This is a genomic window from Plantactinospora sp. DSM 117369, from assembly GCF_053764795.1.
On record NZ_CM132446.1, the window covers coordinates 3,877,456 to 3,900,383 of the forward strand.

General features: G+C 73.4%; 14 protein-coding genes. 10 read left to right on the plus strand and 4 right to left on the minus strand.

Going from position 1 to position 22,928, the window contains the following annotated elements; all coding sequences use genetic code 11:
- Positions 1 to 390 precede the first annotated feature (390 nt).
- Positions 391 to 1,587, plus strand: a complete 1,197-nt coding sequence (locus tag ACSMXO_RS16865) for a cation diffusion facilitator family transporter (protein WP_455418466.1) — start codon at positions 391 to 393, stop codon at positions 1,585 to 1,587.
- Positions 1,588 to 1,753: 166 nt separating this feature from the next.
- Here ACSMXO_RS16865 and ACSMXO_RS16870 read toward each other — a convergent pair whose 3' ends face one another.
- Both ACSMXO_RS16870 and ACSMXO_RS16875 read right to left on the minus strand, forming a co-directional pair.
- Positions 1,754 to 4,909: an AfsR/SARP family transcriptional regulator gene (locus ACSMXO_RS16870; protein WP_455418467.1), complete on the minus strand. Its 3,156-nt coding sequence runs from the start codon at positions 4,907 to 4,909 to the stop codon at positions 1,754 to 1,756.
- A 165-nt stretch (positions 4,910 to 5,074) separates the two neighbouring features.
- Positions 5,075 to 7,246, minus strand: coding sequence for a discoidin domain-containing protein (locus tag ACSMXO_RS16875; protein ID WP_455418468.1), 2,172 nt, complete (start codon positions 7,244 to 7,246; stop codon positions 5,075 to 5,077).
- Between the two features lie 643 nt (positions 7,247 to 7,889).
- Here ACSMXO_RS16875 and ACSMXO_RS16880 point away from each other — a divergent pair.
- The 7 genes from ACSMXO_RS16880 to ACSMXO_RS16910 all read left to right on the plus strand — a co-directional run bounded on the left by ACSMXO_RS16880 (position 7,890) and on the right by ACSMXO_RS16910 (position 17,417).
- Entirely contained in the window at positions 7,890 to 9,104 is a 1,215-nt protein-coding gene (locus tag ACSMXO_RS16880; RefSeq protein WP_455418469.1) for a glycosyltransferase, read from the plus strand.
- A complete protein-coding gene (locus ACSMXO_RS16885; protein ID WP_455418470.1) occupies positions 9,101 to 10,390 on the plus strand; it encodes a DegT/DnrJ/EryC1/StrS family aminotransferase in 1,290 nt (429 codons plus the stop codon). The genes ACSMXO_RS16880 and ACSMXO_RS16885 overlap by 4 nt, the downstream gene beginning before the upstream one ends.
- Positions 10,387 to 11,466: a glycosyltransferase gene (locus tag ACSMXO_RS16890; protein ID WP_455418471.1), complete on the plus strand. Its 1,080-nt coding sequence runs from the start codon at positions 10,387 to 10,389 to the stop codon at positions 11,464 to 11,466. The genes ACSMXO_RS16885 and ACSMXO_RS16890 overlap by 4 nt, the downstream gene beginning before the upstream one ends.
- Positions 11,459 to 12,628 (plus strand): 3-dehydroquinate synthase family protein, encoded by a 1,170-nt coding sequence (locus tag ACSMXO_RS16895; protein WP_455418472.1) that lies wholly within the window; start codon positions 11,459 to 11,461, stop codon positions 12,626 to 12,628. Before ACSMXO_RS16890 ends, ACSMXO_RS16895 begins: the two co-directional genes overlap by 8 nt.
- Complete coding sequence (locus tag ACSMXO_RS16900; RefSeq protein WP_346256773.1) at positions 12,621 to 13,847, plus strand: MFS transporter; 1,227 nt, start codon at positions 12,621 to 12,623, stop codon at positions 13,845 to 13,847. The genes ACSMXO_RS16895 and ACSMXO_RS16900 overlap by 8 nt, the downstream gene beginning before the upstream one ends.
- Before the next feature lie 86 nt (positions 13,848 to 13,933).
- The gene (locus ACSMXO_RS16905) at positions 13,934 to 14,734 is read left to right on the plus strand and encodes a class I SAM-dependent methyltransferase (RefSeq protein ID WP_455418473.1); all 801 of its coding nucleotides are present in this window, start codon (positions 13,934 to 13,936) and stop codon (positions 14,732 to 14,734) included.
- Between the two features lie 196 nt (positions 14,735 to 14,930).
- Positions 14,931 to 17,417 (plus strand): family 20 glycosylhydrolase, encoded by a 2,487-nt coding sequence (locus tag ACSMXO_RS16910; protein ID WP_455418474.1) that lies wholly within the window; start codon positions 14,931 to 14,933, stop codon positions 17,415 to 17,417.
- Positions 17,418 to 17,507: 90 nt separating this feature from the next.
- Here the strand turns inward: ACSMXO_RS16910 and ACSMXO_RS16915 are convergent, their stop codons facing one another.
- Both ACSMXO_RS16915 and ACSMXO_RS16920 read right to left on the minus strand, forming a co-directional pair.
- On the minus strand, positions 17,508 to 18,176 hold the full coding sequence (locus ACSMXO_RS16915) for a response regulator transcription factor (RefSeq protein ID WP_346256776.1): 669 nt from the start codon (positions 18,174 to 18,176) through the stop codon (positions 17,508 to 17,510).
- Positions 18,173 to 19,558, minus strand: coding sequence for a sensor histidine kinase (locus tag ACSMXO_RS16920; protein WP_455418475.1), 1,386 nt, complete (start codon positions 19,556 to 19,558; stop codon positions 18,173 to 18,175). Before ACSMXO_RS16920 ends, ACSMXO_RS16915 begins: the two co-directional genes overlap by 4 nt.
- Positions 19,559 to 19,747: 189 nt before the next feature.
- Between ACSMXO_RS16920 and ACSMXO_RS16925 the strand changes: the two genes are divergently transcribed.
- Together ACSMXO_RS16925 and ACSMXO_RS16930 are read left to right on the plus strand one after the other, a co-directional pair.
- Positions 19,748 to 20,440, plus strand: coding sequence for an ABC transporter ATP-binding protein (locus ACSMXO_RS16925; RefSeq protein WP_346256777.1), 693 nt, complete (start codon positions 19,748 to 19,750; stop codon positions 20,438 to 20,440).
- Complete coding sequence (locus ACSMXO_RS16930; RefSeq protein WP_455418476.1) at positions 20,437 to 22,818, plus strand: FtsX-like permease family protein; 2,382 nt, start codon at positions 20,437 to 20,439, stop codon at positions 22,816 to 22,818. Before ACSMXO_RS16925 ends, ACSMXO_RS16930 begins: the two co-directional genes overlap by 4 nt.
- Positions 22,819 to 22,928 lie beyond the last annotated feature (110 nt).

Here is a 22,928-nt window from a genome sequence, read left to right on the forward strand (position 1 = left end):
CGCCGGCACCGCCGCCCGGGCAGCGCCGCACGACGGCCGGGCCCGCCGTGCCTGGCGGAGGGATCAAGCCTGACCGCCCGGAGCCAGGCACGGCAGGCCCGGCCCACACCCGGATCGCCGCGATGCCGCCGCCATCGCGCTCACCGCCGCGGTCGTCGTCGACGTGGTCGCCGCCGTCGCAGGTCGTCGCTGCCATCGACCAGGGGGCCACCAGCAGCGAATCGGCCCGGCACCGAGCGTCCAGGGCCGCCAGGCGGTCGCTGTTGCGACGGGTTGGCACCTGCTTCGTTGTCGCGTGCGTACATGAGCACGTAACCTCGGCGGAGGCGGTCGCGTCGAGGGCCGCCACCACGGCCGGCCAGCCGGTCCGACAGGGAGGGGCAGCGGCGCATGAGCGACAGCCACGACCACGGTCCCCGACACGAGCACCCGCACCCCCCGCACCGCCACCAGCAGCGCCTCGGGCAGCACCCGCATCGCCACGACCACGGTCACGGCCCGTCCGGGCACCACCCGCGCGAGCCCGATCCCGCGGGCCGGTGGCACAGACTGCGGCACCGTCTCGGGCACCTGCTCACCCCGCACTCGCACGACACCGCCGACAAGGTCGACACCGCGCTGGAGACCTCCCGGGCCGGCCTGCGGGCACTGTGGATCTCGCTGGCCGTCCTCGGTGCCACCGCCGGCTTGCAGGCGCTCGTGGTGGCACTGTCCGGTTCGGTGGCGCTGCTCGGCGACACCCTGCACAACGTCGCCGACGCGCTGACCGCGGTGCCCCTCGGCATCGCTTTCCTGCTCGGCCGGCGGGCCGCGACCCGGGCATACACCTACGGCTACGGCCGGGCCGAGGACCTCGCCGGAATCGCCATCGTCGTGACCATCGCCGCCTCGGCCGCCTTCGCCGGCTACGAGGCCGTCCGCAGACTGCTGGACCCGCAGGACGTCCGGCACCTGCCGTACGTCGCCGCCGCCGCGCTCGTCGGCTTCCTCGGCAACGAACTGGTCGCCCGGTACCGGATCGCCGTCGGACGGCGGATCGGTTCCGCCGCCCTGGTCGCGGACGGACTGCACGCCCGCGCGGACGGGTTCACCTCGCTGGCGGTGCTGCTCGGCGCCGGTGGGGCCGCGCTGGGCTGGCGGTGGGCGGACCCGGCGGTCGGACTGCTGATCACCGCCGCGATTCTGCTGGTACTGAAGGACGCCGCGCGGGAGGTCTACCGGCGGCTGATGGACGCCGTCGATCCGGATCTGGTCGACCGGGCCGAGGCGACCCTGCGGGCCGTGCCCGGTGTCCGGGAGGTGACCGGGGTACGGCTGCGCTGGATCGGCCACCGGATGCACGCCGAGGCCACCCTCGTGGTCGACGCCGAGCTGACCCTGCTCCAGGCTCACGAGGTTGCCGCCGACGCCGAACACCAGCTCAGCCACGCGGTACCACGACTGCGCAGTGCCACCGTGCACACCGACCCGGCCAGCCACCCCGGCGACCATCATCACGCCGAGCTGTCGCACCGGCGGCGGAGTCGGGGCGCGGACCGGCCCGAACCGCTGACCCCCGAGGTCACCGCCTCGGCGGACCGGTCGTGACGGCGGTCCGAGCTCGCTGATCCAGCCGGCGGGGCAAGCCGCGGAGCGCGGACAGCCGGTCGAGGGCGGCGGCGGAACGTGGCCCGCGGGCCAGACGCCGGCCGCGGCCGCCGGGCGGGTCGGCCGGCCGGGACGGCGGGAGTCAGGACGGCCGGGGACGGCGGAGTCAGGCTGGCCGGTCGAGGGGGGCCAACTGGTCCCGGGACTCGGCCGCCTCGGGCACCCCGAGCATCCGGTAGAGGGCGTAGGCCGAGTTCCAGTGTGTCTCGGCGCGCCCGCCGTCACCGGCCGCCTGGTACGCCCGGCCCAGCCCGGCGTGCGCCCGGGCCTGCTCGTACGCGTCCCCGATCTCGGTGGCCAGGCTGAGCGCGGTGCTGTGCTGCGTCCGGGCCGGGCCGAGCCGCCCCAGCAGGTGCAGCGTCTCGCCGAGACTGTTGGTGGACGAGGCTTCGCCGGCCCGCTCACCGACCCGGCGCAGCAACCTGAGCGCCTGCTCCACGAGATCCAGCGCGGACTCGTGGTCGCCCTGCCGCAGGCGTACCCGGCCGAGGCCGTCCAGCGCGAGCGCCTTGCCGGCCTGGTCGCCGACCGCCTCGAACAGGGCCAGTGCCCGCCGGTGCCGGCCGGCGGCGGCGAGCAGCCGTCCGCCGCGCAGGTGCAGGTCACCGAGGCTGGTCAGCGCGTACGCCTCGCCGGTCGCGTCCGCGATCCGTCGGCAGAGCACGGCGGCGGTACGCAGGTGCACCCCCGCCTCGCGGTAGTTGCCCTGCCGCAGCAGTACGTGCCCGAGGTTGCCGCCGGCCCGGGCCTCGCCGGCCGGGTCACCGGCCCGCCGGCAGAGCAGCAGCGCGGCGCGCAGCGCCTCGGCGGCCTCGTCGTACCGGCCCTGGCGCTGCTGGACGTGGCCGAGGTTGCCCAGCGCCCGTGCCTCACCGGCGCTGTCGCCGTTCTCCCGGCTCAGCGCCACCGCCTCGCGCAGCCGGGCGATCGACGGGGCGTACCGGCCCTGCTGGGCGTACATCACGGCGAGTCCGGTCAGCAGGTGCGCCTCGGTGACCCGGTCGCCGGCCTCCCGGGCCGCGGCCAGGGCATGCGTGTGCATCCGTTCTGCCTCGGCGAAGTATCCGCCGCTCTCCAGATAGCGCAGCAGGGTCAGGGTCAGCCGTACCGCATGTGCCGACCGGCCGCGTTCGGCGGCCCGGACCGCCGTGGCCACCAGGGTCGGCCGTTCGGCGTCCAGCCACTCCCGGGCGGCCTGCGGGTCCGGCATCGGCGGCGGCGGGACCGGTGGCCGGTGGACCGGCGCCCGGCGGTGCCGCTCCGCCGGATAGAGCGTGTCGATCGCCGCCGTCGCGGCGGCCAGTTCGTAGTCGAAGAGGCGGTCCAGGGCAGCGTCGGCGGTCGAGGCCGGCTCGTCGGCCGCGCAGCGTTCGGCCGCGTAGGCCCGGAGCAGGTCGTGGAAGGTGTACCGGTGGTTGCCGGCCGGCTGCACGAGGTTCGCCCGGGCGAGCGTGTCGAGCAGGTGCCGGGCCGGCTCCGGCCCGGTGTCGAAGAGCGCCGCGGCGGCGTACCGGTCGATGTCCGGTCCGGGATGCGGACCCAGCATCCGGAAGGCGCGTGCGGCGGCGGGCGGTAGTTGCTGGTACGACCAGGACAGCACGGCCCGTACCCCGGTGCGCGGGTCGCCGCCGGCGTCGAGCAGCCGAAGCCGGTGCTGCTGGTCGGCGAGTTCGGCGACGAGTACCGCCAGTGGTGCGGTGGGTCGGGTGAGCACGAGTTCGGCGGCGACCCGCAGGGCCAGCGGCAGGTGGGCGCAGCGCTCGGCGAGCGCGGCGGCGGCCGCGGGTTCCCGGGCGACCCGTTCGCCGAGGGTGCGCCAGAGCAGTTCGACCGAGTCGGCGCTGGAGAGCAGGCCGAGTTCGATCCGCTCGGCGCCGTCCCGGGCGACCAGCCCGGCGAGGCTGTCCCGGCTGGTGACCAGTGCCGCGCAGGAGGAACTGCCCGGCAGCAGCGGGCGGACCTGCTCCACCGACGCCGCGTTGTCCAGCACGATCAGCATCCGCCGGCCGTCCAGTTCGCTGCGGTACCGTGCCGCGCACTCGTCGAGTCCGAACGGCACCTCGGTGCCGGGTACGCCGAGCGCGCGGAGAAACCCGGCCAGCGCCTCCTGCGGCGGCATCGGCCGGTCGACGTCGTAGCCGCGCAGGTTGACGTAGAGCTGCCCGTCGGGGAACCGGTGCCGGGCGTGGTGCCCCCAGCGCAGTGCGAGGGCGGTCTTGCCGACTCCGGCGGTGCCGGCGAGCACGACGACGGGGACGGTGGACGGCGCCGGCCCGCCGTGCTGCCCGGACCGCACCAGCAGCCTGTCCAGGGTGGAGAGCTCGGCCGAGCGGCCGCTGAATCCGGGTACGTCGGCGGGCAGTTGCGCGGGGGCGGCCGGCGGGTCGTCCGGCCCGGTGCGGCCGCCGGTCGCGATGGCCGGTGTCGCCGTCGGGGGCTCGGCGGCCCGCAGCGCGTCCCGGTAGGCGGTGGCGAGTTCGGGGCCGGGTTCGACCCCCAACTCCTCGACGAGCCGCTCCCGGGTCTGGCGGTAGAGCGCGACCGCCCGGTCCCGGCGCCCCAGCGCGTGGTAGGCCCGGATCAGCAGTCCCTGGGTGGTCTCGTCCAGCGGGCTGCTCGCGGCCACCTCCTCCAGCGCCGGCAGCACGTCGGCGGCCCTGCCGATGGCGATCATGACCTCGCCGTACCGGCGTACCGCCGCCCGGCGCTCTTCGGCCAGCGCGACGACCTTCGGATGCCCGGCGAGCGAGGGGACGTCGACCAGTGGCGCGGCGCGCCACAGCGCGAGTGCCCGCTGCCAGAGCCGGACCGAACCGGTCAGGTCGGCCCGGCGGTGCGCCTCGGCCGCCGCCCCGGCGAGTTCACGGAACACGCAGACGTCGAGGTTGCGGGCCGGTACGCCGACGGCGTACCCGTCGCCGACCCGGGGCAGGACGGCGCTCGCGGTGTGCGTCCGCCGGTCGGGTTCGAGCAGTCGACGGAGGTTCTTGACGTGTGTCTGGATCACGTTGGTGGCGGTGGGTGGCGGCTGACTGTCGTCCCAGAGCGCGTCGATGATCTCGGCCCGGGGGATCGGCCGGCCGGCGGCCAGGGCCAGCAGGCCGAGTACGGCCCGTTGGCCGGGCGAGGAGAAGGCGATCTGGTACTCACCGCGCCAGGCGCGTACCGAGCCGAGGACCTCCAGCCGTACCGTGTCGGCGCCCCCGTCGCCGGAGTCCCCGAAAGCGCCGACACCGTATGCGCTCTCGCGAGCTACGACCATCCCGCCCCCATGCCTAACAGGGTGGCGTGCGGGTGAAACCGTGGCAAGGGGCTCGATACCGGTAGCGGTCATCCGACATTCCGGCAGCCGCGGGCGTCCATGCGTCCGGCGCCCTGGGAGAAGGGGCTGCGGAGTGGCCGGTCCGCCGTACCGGCCATCCGATGTTCAGCGGTAGACGCGTACGTAGTCGACGAGCATCCGGGACGGGAACGGCGTACTCGGGTCGACCGGTCCGGGGAAGTCACCGCCGACGGCGAGGTTGAGGATCAGATAGAAGGGGTGGTCGAAGACCCACGGGCCACGGGTCGACTCCACCGTCTCCTTGCTGGCGTAGAAGACCGTCTGGCCGTCCACCTTGAACGTGATGCCCCGGCTGTCCCACTCCGCGGCCCAGACGTGGAAGCCACCGGCGAAGTCGACCCCGCCCGGCGCCGGGTACTTCTGCCCGTAGCCGCCACCGCCGTTGTACTGCGGTGCGTGCAGCGTCGAGTAGCCCTCCAGGGTGTTCCGGCCGAGCACCTCCATGATGTCGATCTCCCCGTTGTACGGCCACGGCCGTCCGGTGAGGAAGTCGGCGCCCATCATCCAGAACGCCGGCCAGAGGCCGTTGCCCTTCGGCACCTGGATCCGGGCCTCGATCCGGCCGTACTGGACGTGGAACTTGTTGCCGGTGTTCATCCGGTGCGAGGTGTAGTCGCGCCCGCCGGCGGTCTCCCGGCGGGCCTCGATCACCAGAGCGCCGGTGCCGTTCATCGAGGCGTTGTCGTTGTTCGTGTAGTACTGGATCTCGTTGTTCTGCCCGGTGCCGGGATCGATCGTCCACTTGGCCGGGTCGGGCTTGCTGCCGGCGGCACCGTTGAACTCGTCGCTCCAGACCAGGTTGTTGGCCGGGAACGTCGGGTCGGGCGGCATCGCCGGTGGTGCCGTCGGGTTGCCACCGGTGCCGTAGACCTTGAACTCGTAGAGCGAGTAGCCGTACGGGCCGACCCGGGCGGTGCCGTACATCCGGACGTACCGGCCGGTGCCGGTGACGTTCAGCGTCTCCTTGAAGCCCCGGCCACTGCTGGTGGAGTAGATCGGGGTCCAGGTGCTGGCGTTCGCCGAGACCTGGATCTGGTAGGAGGTGGCGTAGGCCGGGTCCCACTGCAACACCACCTGGGTGATGGTGGCGGTGGCGCCCAGGTCGACGTAGATCCAGCCCGGGTCGACCCATCCGGTGGTGGTGCTGGTGGCCCACCGGCTGGCCGGGTCGTTGTCGAAGGCCCGCGCGGGCACGCATTCGAAGCAGGTGCCGTCGTTCTGGTTGCTGGAGGCCACCGCCGGCTTCTGGTACGACAGCAGCACGCTGCCGCCCGGCGGCGGGGTGGTGGTCGGCGGGGGAGTGGTGGTCGGCGGGGTCGTCGGCCCGCTGCCGGTGCGCACCGCGAACTCCCACAGCGAGTAGCCCCACGCGGTCGCCCGGGCGGTGCCGTACATCCGGACGTACCGGCCGGTGCCGGTGACGGTCAGGTCCTGCGTCCCGCCCGTGCCGGTGGTGCTGGTGTGCACGGTGGTCCAGGTCGAGCCGTCGGTCGAGGTCTGGATCTGGAACGCGGTGGCGTACGCCGTTTCCCAGACCAGGGTGACCCCGCAGATCGACTGGGTGCTGCCGAGGTCGACCCGGAGCCACTGCGGGTCGGCGGCGGCGCTGGCCCACCGGGTACCGGTGTTGCCGTCGACCGCGGCGGAGGCCGGATAGGCGGCGGACTCGACCGAGGAGGCGGTGGCCGGCCGGCCCTGCGCGGGGTTGCCGGTGCCGCAGGCGCTGGTGCCGGTCTCGCCGTACACCTGGAACTCCCAGAGCGACACCCCGTACGCGGTGCCCCGCTGGGTCGCGTTCAGCCGGACGTACCGCCCGCTGCCGGTGACGCTGATCTCCTGGTTGCCGCCGGTGCCGGTGCTGGTGCTGTGCACGGTCGTCCAGGTCGAGCCGTTGGTCGAGGTCTCGATCGTGAAGGCGCGGGCGTAGGCGCCCTCCCAGCTCAGCAGGACCCGGCTGACCGGGGTGACGGTGCCGAGGTCGACCTGCAACCACTGCGGGTCGGCGAATCCGCTGGACCAGCGGGTTCCGGTGTTGCCGTCGACCGCGGCGGAGGCCGGATAGGCGGCGGACTCGACCGAGGAGGCGGTGGCCGGCCGGCCCTGCGAGAGTAGGGTCTCGGCCGCCCCGGCGGACGTACCGGAGATGGCGAGGTAGCCGGCGAGCAGGGCCGGGATCGCGACGACCGACCCGGCGAGCGGACGCCAGCGGCGTGGCCGGGGTGGTCGGCGGCGGGGTGGGGACAGAGCGCTGTCCATCAGTGCTCCCTGAGGTGAGGCCCGCGTCGGTTTCGGGCCGGTCGCGGGCTGATGACAATCGGATGGGAGAGCGCTCTCTCGGATACTCTGAATGAATCAGGGATTGCTGTCAATGTGGGGCGGTCCGGGGGGCCAGCTCCGGCTGGATGCCGCCCTGAGTCGCGTGAGCCGCCGTACGTCCGGCCACTCTCCGGCGAGCTGCACAGCGTGACGTTCTCCCGACCGGCGCCCGGCTCTGGTCGATCCGGCGGCACGGGTGACGCTCACTGAGGGGATCCGGCGCACCGTCGACGTGGTACTTCGCGGCGAAGGAGCGGGCGAAGGCATCGACGCCCTTGATTCGACCGCGCCACTCTGGATAGGGTCCAGATACCGGCCGGTCACCTACCGCCGAACGGCCGGTGAACGTCGTCCAGGACGAGAGTTCGGCCACCCGCCCAGCCTGCGGGGCCGCCTCCGGAAGGCGTTCGGCGAACGGGGGTTCCATGGTGGGCAATGCTGCGCGCCATCCGGTGCCCGATGGGTCCGGTCGGCGCCACCGCCGTGCGGGCGATCCTCCGACTCCCTGACATCCGGTCTCGTCCGGCCGATCCGCCGCTGCCTGAACGGGGGTGCAACGATCTCTGCCGAGTCGTCCCGCGACGTGAAAGTCTCCGTCATCCTACCCACCTACAACCGCTGTGACCTGCTGGCCGAGGCCCTGCGGGGCCTTGCCCGACAGAGCCTGCCGACGGAGGAGTTCGAGGTCATCGTCGCCGACGACGGCTCCTCCGACGCGACCGCCGCCGTCGTCAAGTCCTTCTCCGACCGGCTGCGACTGCGCTACCACTTCCAGCAGGACCACGGGTTCCGGGTCGCCGCCGCCCGCAACGCCGGTGCCCGGCTGGCCAGCGCACCGATCCTGGTGTTCCTGGACACCGGCGCGCTGGTCGGGCCGGACTACCTCCGCGAACACCTCGCGGCGCACGGCGACGGCTCCGCGCGCCGTGCGGTGATCGGCTACGCGTACGCGTACCGGCCCGAGGACCCGACGCCCGGCCTGGCGGAGATGGTCGGGCGGCTGCTGCCCGAGCGGGTCCTGGCGGCGTACGCGAACGACCCGTCCATCTTCGACATCCGGCACGGCGCCTTCCTCCGGTGCGGCTTCGATCCCGGACGTCTGGTGGTGCCGTGGATCCTCCTGTGGGCCACGAACTGCTCCATCCGTACCGAGGACTACTGGGCCGTCGGCGGCTTCGACGAGGACTTCCAGCGCTGGGGCGTCGAGGACATGGAGATCGGCCTACGCCTGCACCGCCGGGGGGTGGAGTTCGTGGTCAGCCGCTCCGCCTGGGTCATCGAGGCACCGCACGACCGGGACTGGGAGGGCAACCGGCAGGGCAACCACCACAACATCGGGGTCCTGCTCGGCAAGCACCCCGAACCGGTCGCCGAGATCGGCTGGTCCTTGATCACCAAGGACCTGTACTGGCCGTGGGAGGACGACTACCAGGCGCTGCTGGACTGGACGGCCCGGGCCCGGGACCTCGACGTCACCGCGGAGCTGCGCGAGGCGGCGGCGGGACTGCGCCCCGGTGAGCGGGTGGCGGTCTTCGGCTCCGGGGGCAGCGTGCCCGCGGAGCTCTCCTCGGCGGTACTGGTGGACTTCGACGAGGAGCTGCTGCGGCAGGCACTCACCGGAGGCGGCCGGGTCGGCCACCACGCGATCGGCGTGCGGACACCGCTGCCGGAGCAGTCGGTGGACGTCGTGCTGATGACGTCCCGGCTGACCGGGCTCTGGGACCGGTGGAACCTCGATCTCGTGGCCGAGGCCCGGCGGGTCGGCCGCGAGATCCGTGCCTTCGGGTTCGGGCTTTGACCGGCGTACGGGTGGACCCCGGGACGGCGCTGGCGATCGGCGGTGGCCCCGCCGTACGCGGTCCGGAACGGGCGTGGCCCGACTGGCCCGTACCGGCACCGGCCGCCGAGAGCCACCTCGCCGAGGTCCTGCACGGGGGGCGTTGGGCGATCACCAGTCCACGCCGTGGCGAGCTCTTCGAACGCAGGTTCGCCCGGATGTTCGCCGAGTACGTCGGCACCCGGCACTGCGTACCGACCGACCACGGTTCGAGTGCCCTGGTGATCGCCCTGGAGTCACTGGGCCTGGCGTACGGCGACCCGGTCCTGGTGCCGGCGCTCACCTGGACCGCCTGCGCCACCGCCGTGCTGCGGGCCGGCCTGCTGCCGGTACTCGCGGACGTCGACCCGGAGACCGGCTGCCTGGACGTGTCGGCGCTGCGCGCCGACGACGACGTACGGGCGGTCGTCGCGGTGCACTGGGCGTGCGCGATGGCCGACATCCCGGCGATCGAGGAGTTCGCCTCGGCCCGGGGGATCGAGGTGGTCGAGGACGCGGCGCAGGCGCACGGGGCCCGCTGGCTCGGCCGCCCGGCCGGCTCGCTCGGCCGGCTGGGTTGCTTCAGCATGCAGCACTCGAAGGTGCTCACCTGCGGCGAGGGCGGTGCGGTCGTCACCGACGACGATGCGCTGCTGACCCGGCTGGAGGAACTGCGCGCCGACTCGCGGAGCTGGCGGGACGACGCCCGCCCCGGCGAGCTGGACCTGCGGGAGAGCGCCACGGTGATGGGCGCGAACTTCTGCCTCAGCGAGTTCGGTGCCGCCCTGCTCTGCGCCCAACTGCCGGAGCTCGACGCGCAGAACACCGTCCGGGAGCGGAACTACGAGCGGCTCCGCGAACTGCTCGCCGACGTACCGGGGGTCCGGTTGCTCGCCCGACGGCCGGAACAGGACCGGATCTCGCTCTACGAGGTGCCGGTGGTCTTCGACCCGCTGCCCCCGCACCGGGACAACTCCTGGGTGGCGGCGGCCCTCACCGCGGAGGTCGGGATGCGGGCCTATCCGCCCCGGGTGCCGTTGCAGCGCAGCCCACTGCTGCGTCCGTGGACCAAGCCGGCGCTGGCACCGCTCTCCGAGCGCTTCGTGGCCCGGCACCGGGACCGGGTCTTCCCCGGTGCGGACCATCTCGCCCGGCACGCGGTGCTGCTGCACCACAGCGCGTTCCTGGGCCCGGAGAGCGACATGCTCGACCTGGCGCGGGGTATCGCCAAGGTCGCCGGACACCTTGCGGAAGGCGGCCGGGAATGACGACCGAGGAGGTGGACCGGCCGCCGGAGGCGGATGTCGGAACGGTCACCCCGGGTGTCTCGGTGGTCGTACCGGTGCTGGGCCGGGTCGACGAGACGGCCCGGCTGCTCGCCAGCCTGGCCGTCGCCGCCGCCCGGTGCCCGGAACCCGTCGACGTCGTGGTCGTGGACGACTCGACGCCGGACGACGCGCGGGCACACCGGGCCACCTGCGCCCGGCACGGTGCCCGGTACGTCCGCGGCCCCCGGCACGTCGGGGCGAAGCGGAACCTCGGGGTGTCGCACGCGCGGCACGACCTGCTGCTCTTCACCGACTCGGACTGCCGGGTCTCGCCCGAGCTGTTGCGCAGGTACGTGACCGGCATCCGGCGGGCCCCGGCAGAGGTGGCCGGGATCGCCGGCCCGACCCTGGTGGAGGAGAGCCGGACGGCGGTGTTCCGGATCATGCGGCGCTCGCACCTGCTCAACGGGGACCTGGAGATGCCCCGGGCCGGTCGGTCGCTGCCGTGGGCCACGACCAGCAACCTGTTGCTGCGGCGCGACGCCTTCCGCGCGGTCGGCGGATTCGTCGAGAAGTCCCTCACCGTGGTGGCGGGCGAGGACGTCGACCTGGGGCTCCGGCTGACGGGGCGGGGCTTCACCATCCGCGCCGACCCGGAAGCGACGGTGACGCACGACCGGATGAGCAGCGATTCCGTCCGGTCCGTCTGGCGCCGGTTGTTCGGCTACGGACGCTCGGAGCAGTGGCTCGCCACTCTCCACCCGCAGCGGCGTACGGCGCGGTGCAACCCGGTGGCCGTGCTCGGGCTGGCCGGCGGCGTGGCGGTGGCGACGCTGGGTCGTACCCGGGGGCGCAGCGCCCTGCTCGTGCCGCTGACCGCCGGAGTGGGGCTCGGGCTGCGGGCCTGGCGGCGCCGCCGGCGGGGCGACTCGGCGCGCGGTGTCGCGGACGCGGTCGCCTGCGCCGCACTGGAGTACGCGTTCGATGTCGGTGCGGTGGTGGCCGCCGTGCAACTCCGCCGGCCGGACCTGCTGTTCGCCGGCTTCCGCTCCACGGGCGGCGACGCCGATGAATGAGCGACGGGGAGGCAGCACCGTGCAGGTCGCGGACGTGCGGTTCGGCGAGCGCGGCACCAGTTATCTGTACGGCGTCGACTGCGTCGACCAGATCGTCGAGGCGGTCGCCCGGCTGGCCGGGGGCGCCGAGTCGGTGGTCTTCGTCGTCGACCGACAGGTGCTGGCACACGCCGAACCGGTGCTGGCCGGGCTGGGGCGGCGGATGGCGGTGCACCGCTTCGTGCTCGATGCGGCGGAGCGGCGCAAGCGGCTCTCCGTCGTCGAAACCATTCTTGAGTACGCGGTCGATCGGGGCGCCGACCGCCGCTCGCTGATGGTCGCGATGGGCGGCGGGCTGACCGGAAACATCGCCGGGCTGGCCGCCGCCCTGCTCTTCCGGGGTATCCGGCTCGTCCACCTGCCGACCACCCCGGTCGCCGCCTTCGACTCGGTGCTGTCCCAGAAGCAGGCGGTCAACCTGAGCGCCGGGAAGAACCTCGGCGGGACCTACCTGCCGCCGTCGCTGATCGGCTGTGACCTGACCTGGCTCACCTCCATTCCGCGCGGTGACCTGTTGACCGGGGTCGCCGAGATGGCGAAGAACGTGCTGGCGATGGTTCCGCACGAGGAGCCGACCTTCCTCCGCGCGGTGGCCGGACTGGAGCAGCGGTCGGTCGACTCGTTCGTCGCGCTGTGCCGGCTCGGCATCAAGGCGAAGCTGCCGATGCTCGTCCGGGACCCACGGGAGCGGGGCGAGGCGGTGATCTTCGAGTACGGCCACACCGTGGGGCACGCGCTGGAGATCGTGACCGACGGCGACTTCAGCCACGGTGAGGCGATCGCCTGGGGGATGCTGGTCGCGGCGGAGGCGAGCGCCATGCTCGGCTATCTGGACCGGGGCGAGGTGGACCGCCATCACCGGCTGCTGGCGCGGCTGCGGCTGCCGCCGCCGGCCGGCAGGCTGGGACCGGTGGACCGGACGGTGCTGCGGACGGTGCTGCGGGGCGACAACAAGCGGGGCTACCTCGCCTGCGACGCGGGGGATATCCCGATGGTGCTGCTGGCCGCTCCGGGCGTACCGGTGACGCAGGCGAGCGGCCAGCCGCTCAGCGCGGTGCCGGAGAAGATCGTGCTGGCCGCGTACGACCGGGTGGCGGAGGGGCGGGGGAGGTCGGATGGCTGAGCCGGCGCCGGTCATCCCCGGCGCGACCGTGTCGATGCGCGCGATCGGCGCGCTGGCCGCGCTCTCCGTCTCGGCGTTCTGCTACGTCGCGATGGAGACCCTGCCGATCGGCATCCTCACGCTGGTCTCCGCCGACCTGGAGGTGTCGCTGTCGCAGACCGGGCTGCTGGTCACCGGGTACGCGGTCGCCGTCGCGGTCGTCTCGGTGCCGCTGACGTACGTCACCGCCCGCATCCCGCGCCGACGCCTGCTGGCCGGGCTGCTGGCCGTGCTGGTACTCGCCACGGTCTTCTCCGCGACCGCCCAGGAGTACGAGGTGCTCTTCGCCGCCAGGGTGGTGGTCGCGTTCACCCAGGCGCTGTTCTGGGCGGTGGTGGCGCCGGCGGCGGCGGGGATGTTCCCGGTGCACGTACGCGGCAGGGTCACCTCCGTCGTCTTCGCCGGTGCCTCGCTGGGGCCGATGCTGGGGGTACCGGCCGGCACCTGGGTCGGCCAGCAGGCGGGCTGGCGGGCCGCCTTCCTCATGCTGGCCGGGCTCGCGCTGCTCGCGTTCGTGGCGATCGTGCTGCTCATGCCGTCGGTCCCGGTCGGTCAGACGCACGCCGCGACCGGGACCAGCCCGGATGCCCGCCGGTACTGGATCGTGGTCGTCGCCACCGTGCTCTCGGTCGGCGGCCTGTTCACGGCCTTCACCTACACCGCCGTCTTCCTGACCGAGGTCAGCGGGTTCGCACCGGCGGCCGTCGGGGGGCTGCTGCTGGTCCGGGGCTTGGCGGACTTCGCCGGCATCGCGGCCGGCGGCATCCTCAGCGACCGCCGGCAGCGGCTCGCCATGGTGTCGTCGGTGTCACTGCTGGCGCTCGCCCTGGTCGGCATGTTCCTGCTGGCAGAGGTGGCGCTGGTGGCCGCCGCCCTGCTGGCCGTTTCGGGGTTCGCCATGGGTGCGCTGACGCCGGCCCTGCAGAACCGGGTGCTGGAGGTCGCCCCGGGCAGCTCCGACCTGGCCGCGGCCGGCAACTCCGCCGCCTACAACGTGGGCATCGCCGGCGGATCGCTGCTCGGCGCCGGCATCCTGCCCACGCTGGGCGTACGGGGCACCGCACTGGTCGGCGGCGTACTGGTCGCCGCCGCGCTCGCCATCCTGCTGGCCGAGCCACTGGTCGCGGCCGACCGCCGGGCGCCGGTGGCCGGAGCCGAACCGGCACGGGCGGAACTCTGACCGGTCCGGCCGGCGTACCCGCCGCGGGGCTCGTACCCGTCCGGCGGACCCACCCATACCCATCCAACGAACCGGGAGCGCAGTCCTTGACGCAGAACGCCGAATGGCAGACCGGGTCCGAGCCCGCGGAGTGGACCTGGGACGAACCCGACCCCGGCTGGCACGCGCCGTGCCGCCGGCTGGAAGCGACCGGGCTGACATCGCCGTTGGACCGGGCCGACCTGGCGGGTATCGGAGTGACCGGCATCCAGTTCGGCTCGTGGGACGGGCGGGACCCGGGCTGCCTCAACACCGACGTGATCGGGCTGGTGGACGGGGACACCCGGACCGAGCCGGGCCAGGTGTACAGAGTGGACGGATGCGCGTACTTCGTGCGGCTGGACGCCCGCGACCCGCTGCCGCTGGCGGACGGCTGCGTGGACTGGGCGTACGCCGAGCACTTCATCGAGCACCTGACCCTGGCCGAGGGCATCGGCTGGCTGCGCGAGGTGCGGCGGATCCTCGCCGTCGGCGGATGGCTCCGGCTGACAACGCCGGACCTGCACCGGTACGTGGCCGGATACCTCGACGACGGCGCCGACGGGTTCTTCGCCCGGCACCGGCGCCGGCTGATGAGCCTCGGCGCGAAGCCCGGGGACCTTCCGGAGCGGAAGGCGTTCATGGTCAACCAGATCTTCCAGTTCCACGGGCACAAGTGGATCTACGACCTGGACGAGTTGCGCCACGCCCTCGGCGCCGCGGGCTTCGACCCGGACGCGATCTCGGTCCGGTCGTTCGGTCGCAGCGCCCTGCCGCACCTCGCGGCGTTGGATCGGGCCGTCCGCAACGACGAGACGATGTACGTCGATGTCCGCCGGACGGTCACCGCCGACCCACCGGATCAGTGACAGGCGGGTAGGGCGCGACAGTGTTAAGACTCTTTACAGTACGCCTGCCGGGTCCTTATCATTCGGCGAACGTTCTTTCGTCGATGTCCCAGATCCGTGGCGATCGACCGCCGTCCGTGCCCGCGCCATCCCGGGCCACCGGGACGAGCCGGTGCCTGGCGGGCGGCCGCCCCAGCCGGAGCAGGAGAGCGTGACAATGAATGGTTCGCTGCAGAGGTCTGACCGGTCGGCATCACCCAGCCACAGGCGTACCGCCCGGCACGGGCCGACCCGGCTCGGCCGGGCCGCCCTCGGCATCACCCTCGTGGTCTCCAGCGTCGCGCTGGCCGGTCAGCTCGGCACCCCGGCGGCCCGGGCGGCCGCCGTGCGGAGCGGGGCGGCCCAGGTCGTCCCGGTACCGGCCAGCGCGGTCCCGGTACCGGGGGAGACCTTCACGCTCGCTCCGCAGAGCCGGATCGTGGTCGCGCCCGACGGCGGCGCGGAGACCACCGGAGTCGCCGACGGGCTGGCGGCGCTGCTGCGGCCGTCCACCGGCTATCCGCTACCGGTCACCGCTGCCGCCCCCCGCCCCGGCGACATCGCGCTGCGCCTGGTGGCCGCCGCCGAACTCGGCGACGAGGGATACCGGCTCGACGTCACCGCCGCCGGGGTACGCCTGTCGGCGGCCCGCCCGGCCGGCCTCTTCTACGGCGTGCAGACGCTGCGGCAGTTGCTTCCGCCGTGGATCGAGAGCCGGACGGCCCGACCCGGACCGTGGACGGTCTCCGGAGTCCGGATCGAGGACGTCCCCCGGTACGGCTACCGGGGCGTGATGCTCGACATCGCCCGGCACTTCCAGCCGCCGGCCGTGGTCAAGCGGCTGATCGACCAGGCCGCGGCCTACAAGATCAACACGTTGCACCTGCACGTCGGCGACGACCAGGGCTTCCGGATCGCGATCGACGGCCGCCCGGAACTCACCGAGATCGGGGCGCAGTTCTCCATCAACAACGACCCGGGCGGCCACTGGACCCAGGCCGAGTACGTCGACGTCGTCAACTACGCGGCGGAACGCTTCATGACCGTCATCCCCGAGGTCGACACACCCGGGCACACCAATGCGATCATCATGTCGTACGCCGGCCCGGAGGCGGACCCGGTGCTGCCGGACGTCAACTGCAGCAACCGTACGCCCCCGGTCTGGAACCTCACCGGGGCCGTCGGCTACAGCGCGCTCTGCCCGGAGAGCCCGAACACCTGGGCCATCCTCACCGACATCGTCGCGCAGCTCAGCGCGCTGACCCCCGGCCCGTACTACCACTTCGGCGGCGACGAGGTGCCGGCGTCCATACTCTCGCACGAGCGCTTCGTCGACTTCGTCGACCGCATGGCCGACCTGGTCGCAGCGCACGGCAAGACCGGGATCGGCTGGGCCGAGATCTCGCAGGCGAACTTCGACCGGCCCGGCGCGGCCCCGGCGGTCGCCCAGTTCTGGAACAACGGCAACCCGGCCGGTGCCGGCGGCGACACGGCCCGGCGGGCCGTGCAGAAGGGTATGAAGGTCGTCATGTCGCCGGCCAACCACACCTATCTGGACATGCGGCAGTTCCCCGGCAGCCCGCTCGGGCTCGGCTGGGCCGGCACCCTGGACGTGTCACACTTCTACCACTGGTCCGGCACCAGCAGCGACCCGGGCAGCTACATCCCGGCCCGCACCGTGAACGGCCAGACCCTGCCGGCGGTGACCGACGCGCACATCCTCGGCGTCGAGGCGCCGATCTGGTCCGAGACGCTGCTCACCGGCGCCGACATCGAGTTCCAGGCGTTCCCCCGGCTGCCGGCGACAGCGGAGATCGGCTGGTCGCCGAACGTCCACCCGGAGCGCAACCTGGCCTCCTTCGTCGACCGGGTGGCCGGGCACGGCCTGCGCTGGCAACTCCAGGGCCAGAACTTCCACCCGTCCCCGCAGGTGCCGTGGCGGGTCGACGTGGCGGCGCCGGACGTGCACGGCGACACGCGTACCGTCGGCGGCGCGCTCGCCTCGATCTCCGCGCCGGGGGTCGCGCCCGACCAGGTGACCGCGACCGTCGACTGGGGCGACGGCAGCAGCTCCCCGGCCACGGTCAGCGGTACGGCCGGCACCGTCACCAGGGTCAACGGCCTCTACACCGCCACCGCCAGCCACCGGTACGCCCGGGACGGCGTCTACCGGGCCACCGTCACCGCGACCCGGCCGGGCGGCGCCACCAGCAGCGCCGGGTTCACTGTCACCGTCGACACCTGCACCAGCCGGTTGTCCGGCCAGCACCGTGGGCCGCTGGTGGTCGGGGCCGGGGTGACCTGCCTGGCCGGCGCCACCGTCACCGGCCCGGTGACCGTCCGCCCGGGCGGCTCGCTGATCGCCACCGCGGCGTCGGTCCGGGGGCCGGTGCAGGCCACCGGCGCGACCACCCTCGAACTGCTCGGCGGCTCGGTCGCCGGCCCGGTGACCGTCACCGGCACCACCGGACAACTCGGCATCGAGGGCGTACGGGTCGGCGGCCCGCTCGTGGTCACCGGCACCGGCACCGGCCCGGCGCCGGTGATCGCCGGCAACACCATCGGCGGTCCGCTGGTCTGCACCGGCAACACCCCGGAACCGGTGGACAACGGCGTACCCAACACGGTGCGTGGCCCGGTCACCGGGCAGTGCCGGGACCTCTGACCGGATCCCGGCCTCCGGGAACGAGAATCCCGGGGGCCGGGCCGGTGGCGGAGACCACCGCCGGCACCCTCGACCGCGCCGTGGGCCGTGCTATCCGCCTCCCGGGCTGACCAGGCCGGTCTCGTAGGCGACGACGACGGCTTGGACGCGGTCGCGGAGCCCGAGTTTGCCGAGGATGCGGGCGACGTGGGTTTTGACGGTCGCTTCGGAGAGGTGGAGGCGGGCGGCGAGTTCGGCGTTGCTCAGGCCCTGCGCCAGCAGCCGCAGCACCTCAAGCTCGCGCGGCGTCAGCGTGGAGAGGTCGCGGTGCGGTGCGGCGGGGTCGGCGCTGCGACTGGCGAACCGCTCGACGAGCCGCCGGGTGATGGTGGGGGCCAGCAGCGCGTCGCCGGACCGGACCATCCGGACGGCGGCGACCAGATGTTCCGGAGTGACGTCCTTGAGCAGGAATCCGCTGGCGCCGGCGGAGAGCGCCGCGTAGACGTAGTGGTCGAGATCGAAGGTGGTCAGGATGATCACGCGTGGGTCGCCGGTGGCACCGGTGAGGATCCGCCGGGTGGCTTCCAGCCCGTCCATCTCCGGCATCCGGACATCCATCAGGACGACGTCCGGCAGGGTACGCCGGACCGCGTCGACGGCCTCGGCACCGTTGGTCACCTCGGCGACCACGTCGATGCCGTCGGCGGTCAGGATCATCCGGAAGCCGGTACGGACCAGCGCCTGGTCGTCCGCGACGACGACCCGCAGCGGTGCGGTCATGGCGCCTCCAGCGGGATTCGTGCGGTGACCTGGTAGCCCCCGCGCAGGCGTGGCCCGGTGCGCAGGGTACCGCCGTAGACCGCCAGCCGCTCACGCAGACCGATCAGGCCGTGCCCGTTGCCGGTGGTGGCCGCGACACCGGGGAGGCCGCCGGTGTCGGTGGCCTCGACCCGGAGCTGCTCGGTGCCGTACTCCACCAGGACGGTCGCGCTCGCCCCGGTGGCGTGTTTGACCGTGTTGGTCAGCGCCTCCTGGACCACCCGGTAGGCGGTCAGCTCGATTCCCGGCAGCAGCGGACGGGGTTGGCCGGACACGGTCAGCTCGACCGGTGTCCCGGCGTCGCGCACCCGCTGCACCAGTGCTTCCAGCCGGTCGAGGCCCGGCTGTGGGGTCAGGCCGCCCGTGCCGGCCGGGTCACCGCCGTCGCTGTCCATGGTGAGCAGCCCCATGACGTGGCGCAGTTCGGCCATCGCGGCCCGACCGCCGGCCTCGACGGAGAGCAGCGCGTCGTGGGCCTGGTCAGGGCTGGTCCGCATGACCTTGCGGGCCGCTCCGGCCTGGATGACCATGACGCTCACGTTGTGGGTCACCACGTCGTGCAGTTCCCGGGCGATGCGGGCGCGCTCGTGCTCGGCGGCGCGGCGCAGCGCCTCGGCCTGCTCGTGTTCGAGTCTGGACAGCCGGGCACGATCCTCGTCGGCCCGCCGTTTCCATTGGCGCAGGCCGTTGGCCGCGAGGACGATCGGGATCAGGATCAGGAACGGGACGGCATTGTCCGGGACGGTGGGCACCGCCGACTCCCGGATCTGGGTGTAGAGGAACGCCGCCACGGGCAGGCTCGCCAGCGCCGGCACCCGGTACGGGCTGTACACGGCGGCCGTGTAGGCGGCGATGACGCAGGCGTAGAAGGAGACCCGCAACGCGGCGTTGTAGTCGCTGGCCAGCGGAGCCGTGACGAGGACGGTCCACAGCGCCGCGAGCGGATAGCGGCGGCGGAACACCAACGGCAGCACCACCACGGCGAGCATGACGACCGTCCAGCCGACCTCGTAGTCCTCGATCGGCAGGAACGGGTCCGGCATTGGCGGGCGCGGGGCCCGGGGCGGGTCGGGGTCCAGCGGCGACATCGGGTCCCGCGGTGGGATCGGCTCGGCCAGGTCCTGGTTGTCGAAGCTGGCCGAGGATGCCCGGTGTTCCACGTCCTGCTGGCCGTCGCCCTCGACGATCGCGGCGAGCAGGAGGCCCAGCGCCACGATGACGTCGAACGCCCAGCCGCGCCACGAGAGTGTCGGCAGCGGGCCGGACGGGCGCAGCAGCAGCCGGAGCCGGGCCCACAGCCGGCCGGCCATCGCCCCCTTCATCACCAGGTCATTCTCGCCCACCGTTCCCGGCCCGCGACATCCGCCGGGCTAACCACCCGGGCTACCTCGATGGACTACGCCGCAGGGATGACCCCGATCCGTCTCATCCCGGGGCGGTACCGGATTTGACTCCGGTGGCCGACGCCCGCGGTCCCGGTGCGGACCTAGCTTCGAGCGGCCAAAGCTGCACGAATCAGAAGGAGATCCGCCATGGGCGCACCGGTGATCGAGTTGAACGACGTGAGCCGCAGGTACGACGGGGGGCCACCGGCGCTGGACGCCGTGTCGCTGCGGATCGCGGCCGGGGAGTCGGTCGCGGTCCTGGGGCCGTCCGGCAGCGGCAAGTCCACGCTGCTGAACCTGGTCGCCGGGCTGGACCGGCCGAGCGGCGGCACGGTGACCGTGGCCGGTGTCCGCGTCGACGAGTTGGGTGAGGCCGGCTCCGCCCGGTACCGGCGAGCGAAGATCGGCATGGTGTTCCAGTTCTTCAACCTGCTCGACGACCTGACCGTCGCCGACAACGTCATGCTGCCGGCGCAGTTGGCCGGGATGGCCCGTGGCACCGCCCGGCGCCGCGCCATGGAGCTGCTCGGCATGCTCGGCGTCGACCGGCACGCCGCCGCCTACCCGGGTCGGCTCTCCGGCGGGGAGCGGCAGCGCGTCGCGGTGGCCAGAGCCCTGGTCAACCGACCGGCGCTGCTGCTCGCCGACGAACCGACCGGCGCGCTGGACACCGCCTCCGGCGAGGAGGTCCGGCGCCTGCTGGGCGACCTGCACGCCGAGGGCCAGACCATCGTCCTGGTCACCCACGACCTGGCTCTGGCGCAGTCGTGCGCGACCCGCACCGTCCGGCTCGTCGACGGCCGGGTCGCCGCCGACAGCACGATGGAGCCGGTCCGATGAGTGCGCTGGGCGGGGTGGTCCGGTCCGGCGTGGGGCGTCGCCGGGTGCAGACGGTGGTGGTCGGGCTGGTGGTGATGATCGCGGTGACCGCCGCCGTACTCGGCGGGTCGCTGATGGTGGCCTCCACGGCACCCTTCGATCGGGCGTTCGCCCAGCAGAACGGCGCGCACCTGACCGTACAGTTCGACGGGGCCAGGGCCACGGCGGCGCAACTGTCGGCGTCCGCGCGAGCCGCCGGGGTCGCGGCGGCGGCCGGCCCGTTCCCGACCGCGACGATCACCCCGGCCACCGATCGCGGCGGGCCGGAGCGGCCGATCACGGTGGTCGGGCGGGCCGGTCCGGGTGGACCGGTCGACGCCGTCACGGTGACCGAGGGGCGGTGGGCGACCGCCCCCGGCGAGATCGTGATGCACGCCGACCACCGGCTCCCGAGGAGCCTCCAGCCGCAGGTGGGTGACGCGCTGCCGCTGTCGAGCCCGGCAGGCGGCCCGAGCCTGACGGTGGTCGGCGTGGCCCGGTCGGTCAGCGAGACCGCCGGCGGCTGGGTGGCACCGGAGCAGGTCGCGGCGCTGACCGCTCCGGGGGCGACCGCCGGGTACCAGATGCTCTACCGCCTGGCCGCGAGCGACACCGCCGCCCAGATCGACTCGGGCCGCGCCGCGATCGAGGCGAGCGTGCCCACAGGGGCGTTCACCGGAGCACGGTCCTGGCTCACCACCAGGACCAACAGCGCCGGCAGCACGCTGCTGTTCGTGCCGTTCCTCATCGCGTTCGGGGTGCTGGGCGTACTCATGGCGGTCCTGATCATCGGCAACGTCATCGCCGGGGCGGTCAGCACCGGAACACACCGGATCGGCATCCTCAAGGCCCTCGGGTTCACCCCGCACCAGGTGGTCCGGGCGTACACGGTGCAAGCGCTGATCCCCGCAGTGGTCGGCGCCGTGCTCGGCGTCGTGGCCGGCAACCTGCTGGTCGTCCCGGTCCTGGCGCAGACCAACGAGGTCTACGGCACCACGGACACCGGCGTCACCCCATCGGTCAACCTCCTGGTGCTGGCCGGGGCGCTGACCCTGGTCACGGCGACCGCCTGGGCGGCGGCGTCCCGGGCCGGCAGGTTGCGCACCGTCGAGGTGCTCGCCGTCGGCCGCACCCCCGGCCCGGGCCGGGGTCAGTGGGCCGCCCGGCTGGCCGCCCGACTCCCGCTGCCCCGACCGGTGACCCTCGGGCTGGCCCAGCCGTTCGCCAGGGTGCTCCGGACGGCCACCATCGTCGCGGCGATCGCGTTCGGGGCCGCAGCCGCGACCTTCGCCGTCGGGCTGGGCGCCTCGTTGAACGAGGTCCAGGCCACGGAGAGCCATGGCGACGTCGTCATCCACCCGGGCCGCGCGATCTCCGGGCCGCCACCCGAGGGCGCCCCGCCGGAGCCCCCGAGAGTCGCCCTTGGGCCGCCGCCGTCACCGGACCCCGTGGCCGTGGTCGCGGCTATCACCGCACAGCCCGGCACCGGCCGGTACAGCGGCGTGGCGCACACCGAGGTGACCACGCCGGGACTCACCAGTGCGCTGAACGTCCTCGCCTTCACCGGCGACGGCCACGCCGACAGCTACCAGATGATCTCCGGTAGCTGGTTCGGCCAACCCGGGGAGATCGTGGTTTCCCGACCGTTCCTGACCGCCACCGACACCCGGGTCGGCGACAGCATCGTCCTGACCGACCACGGCAGGCGGATCGACGCCCGGATCGTCGGCGAGGTCTTCAACATCGAGTCCAGGGGCATGCAGGTGCTCACCGCCGCCGCGACACTCGCGGCCAGCCAACCGGACCTGCGGCCCCAGGAATACCACATCACGCTCACCCCCGGCACCGACCCGGCCGGGTACGTCAAGGCGCTGAACGCCGCGCTGGCGTCGGTGGAAGCCACCGCGGAGGTCGTCGAACAGGAGGCGGACGAGATCCTGCTGATCATCAACACGCTGACCGGCCTGCTCACCCTGATGCTGGGCACCGTGGCCGCGCTGGGCGTACTCAACATGGTCGTGCTGGAGACCCGGGAACGCGTCCACGATCTCGGGGTGCACAAGGCCCTGGGGATGACCCCGCGGCAGACCATCATGATGGTCATCGCCTCGGTCGTCGTCACGGGGCTGATCGGCGGCGCCGTCGGCGTACCCGTCGGCGTTGTCATGCAGAGGGTGATCGTGGCCGAGATGGGCAATGCCGCAGGGTTCCACCTGCCCGCCTCGGTCATCGACATCTACCACCCCGCCGAGCTGGTGCTCTTCGGCCTCGGCGGCCTGCTCATCGCCGTGCTCGGCGCGCTGCTGCCCGCCGGCTGGGCCGCACGCACCCGCACCGCCACCGCACTACGCACCGAATAGCCCGGACCCGCGCCGGGCAGACCAGAACCTGCACCCGGACAGCCCGAGCCCGCGCCCGGACAGCCCCGCGGCTTCACCTGGCACGGCAGGGGGGTCCGGTCCGCCCGCCG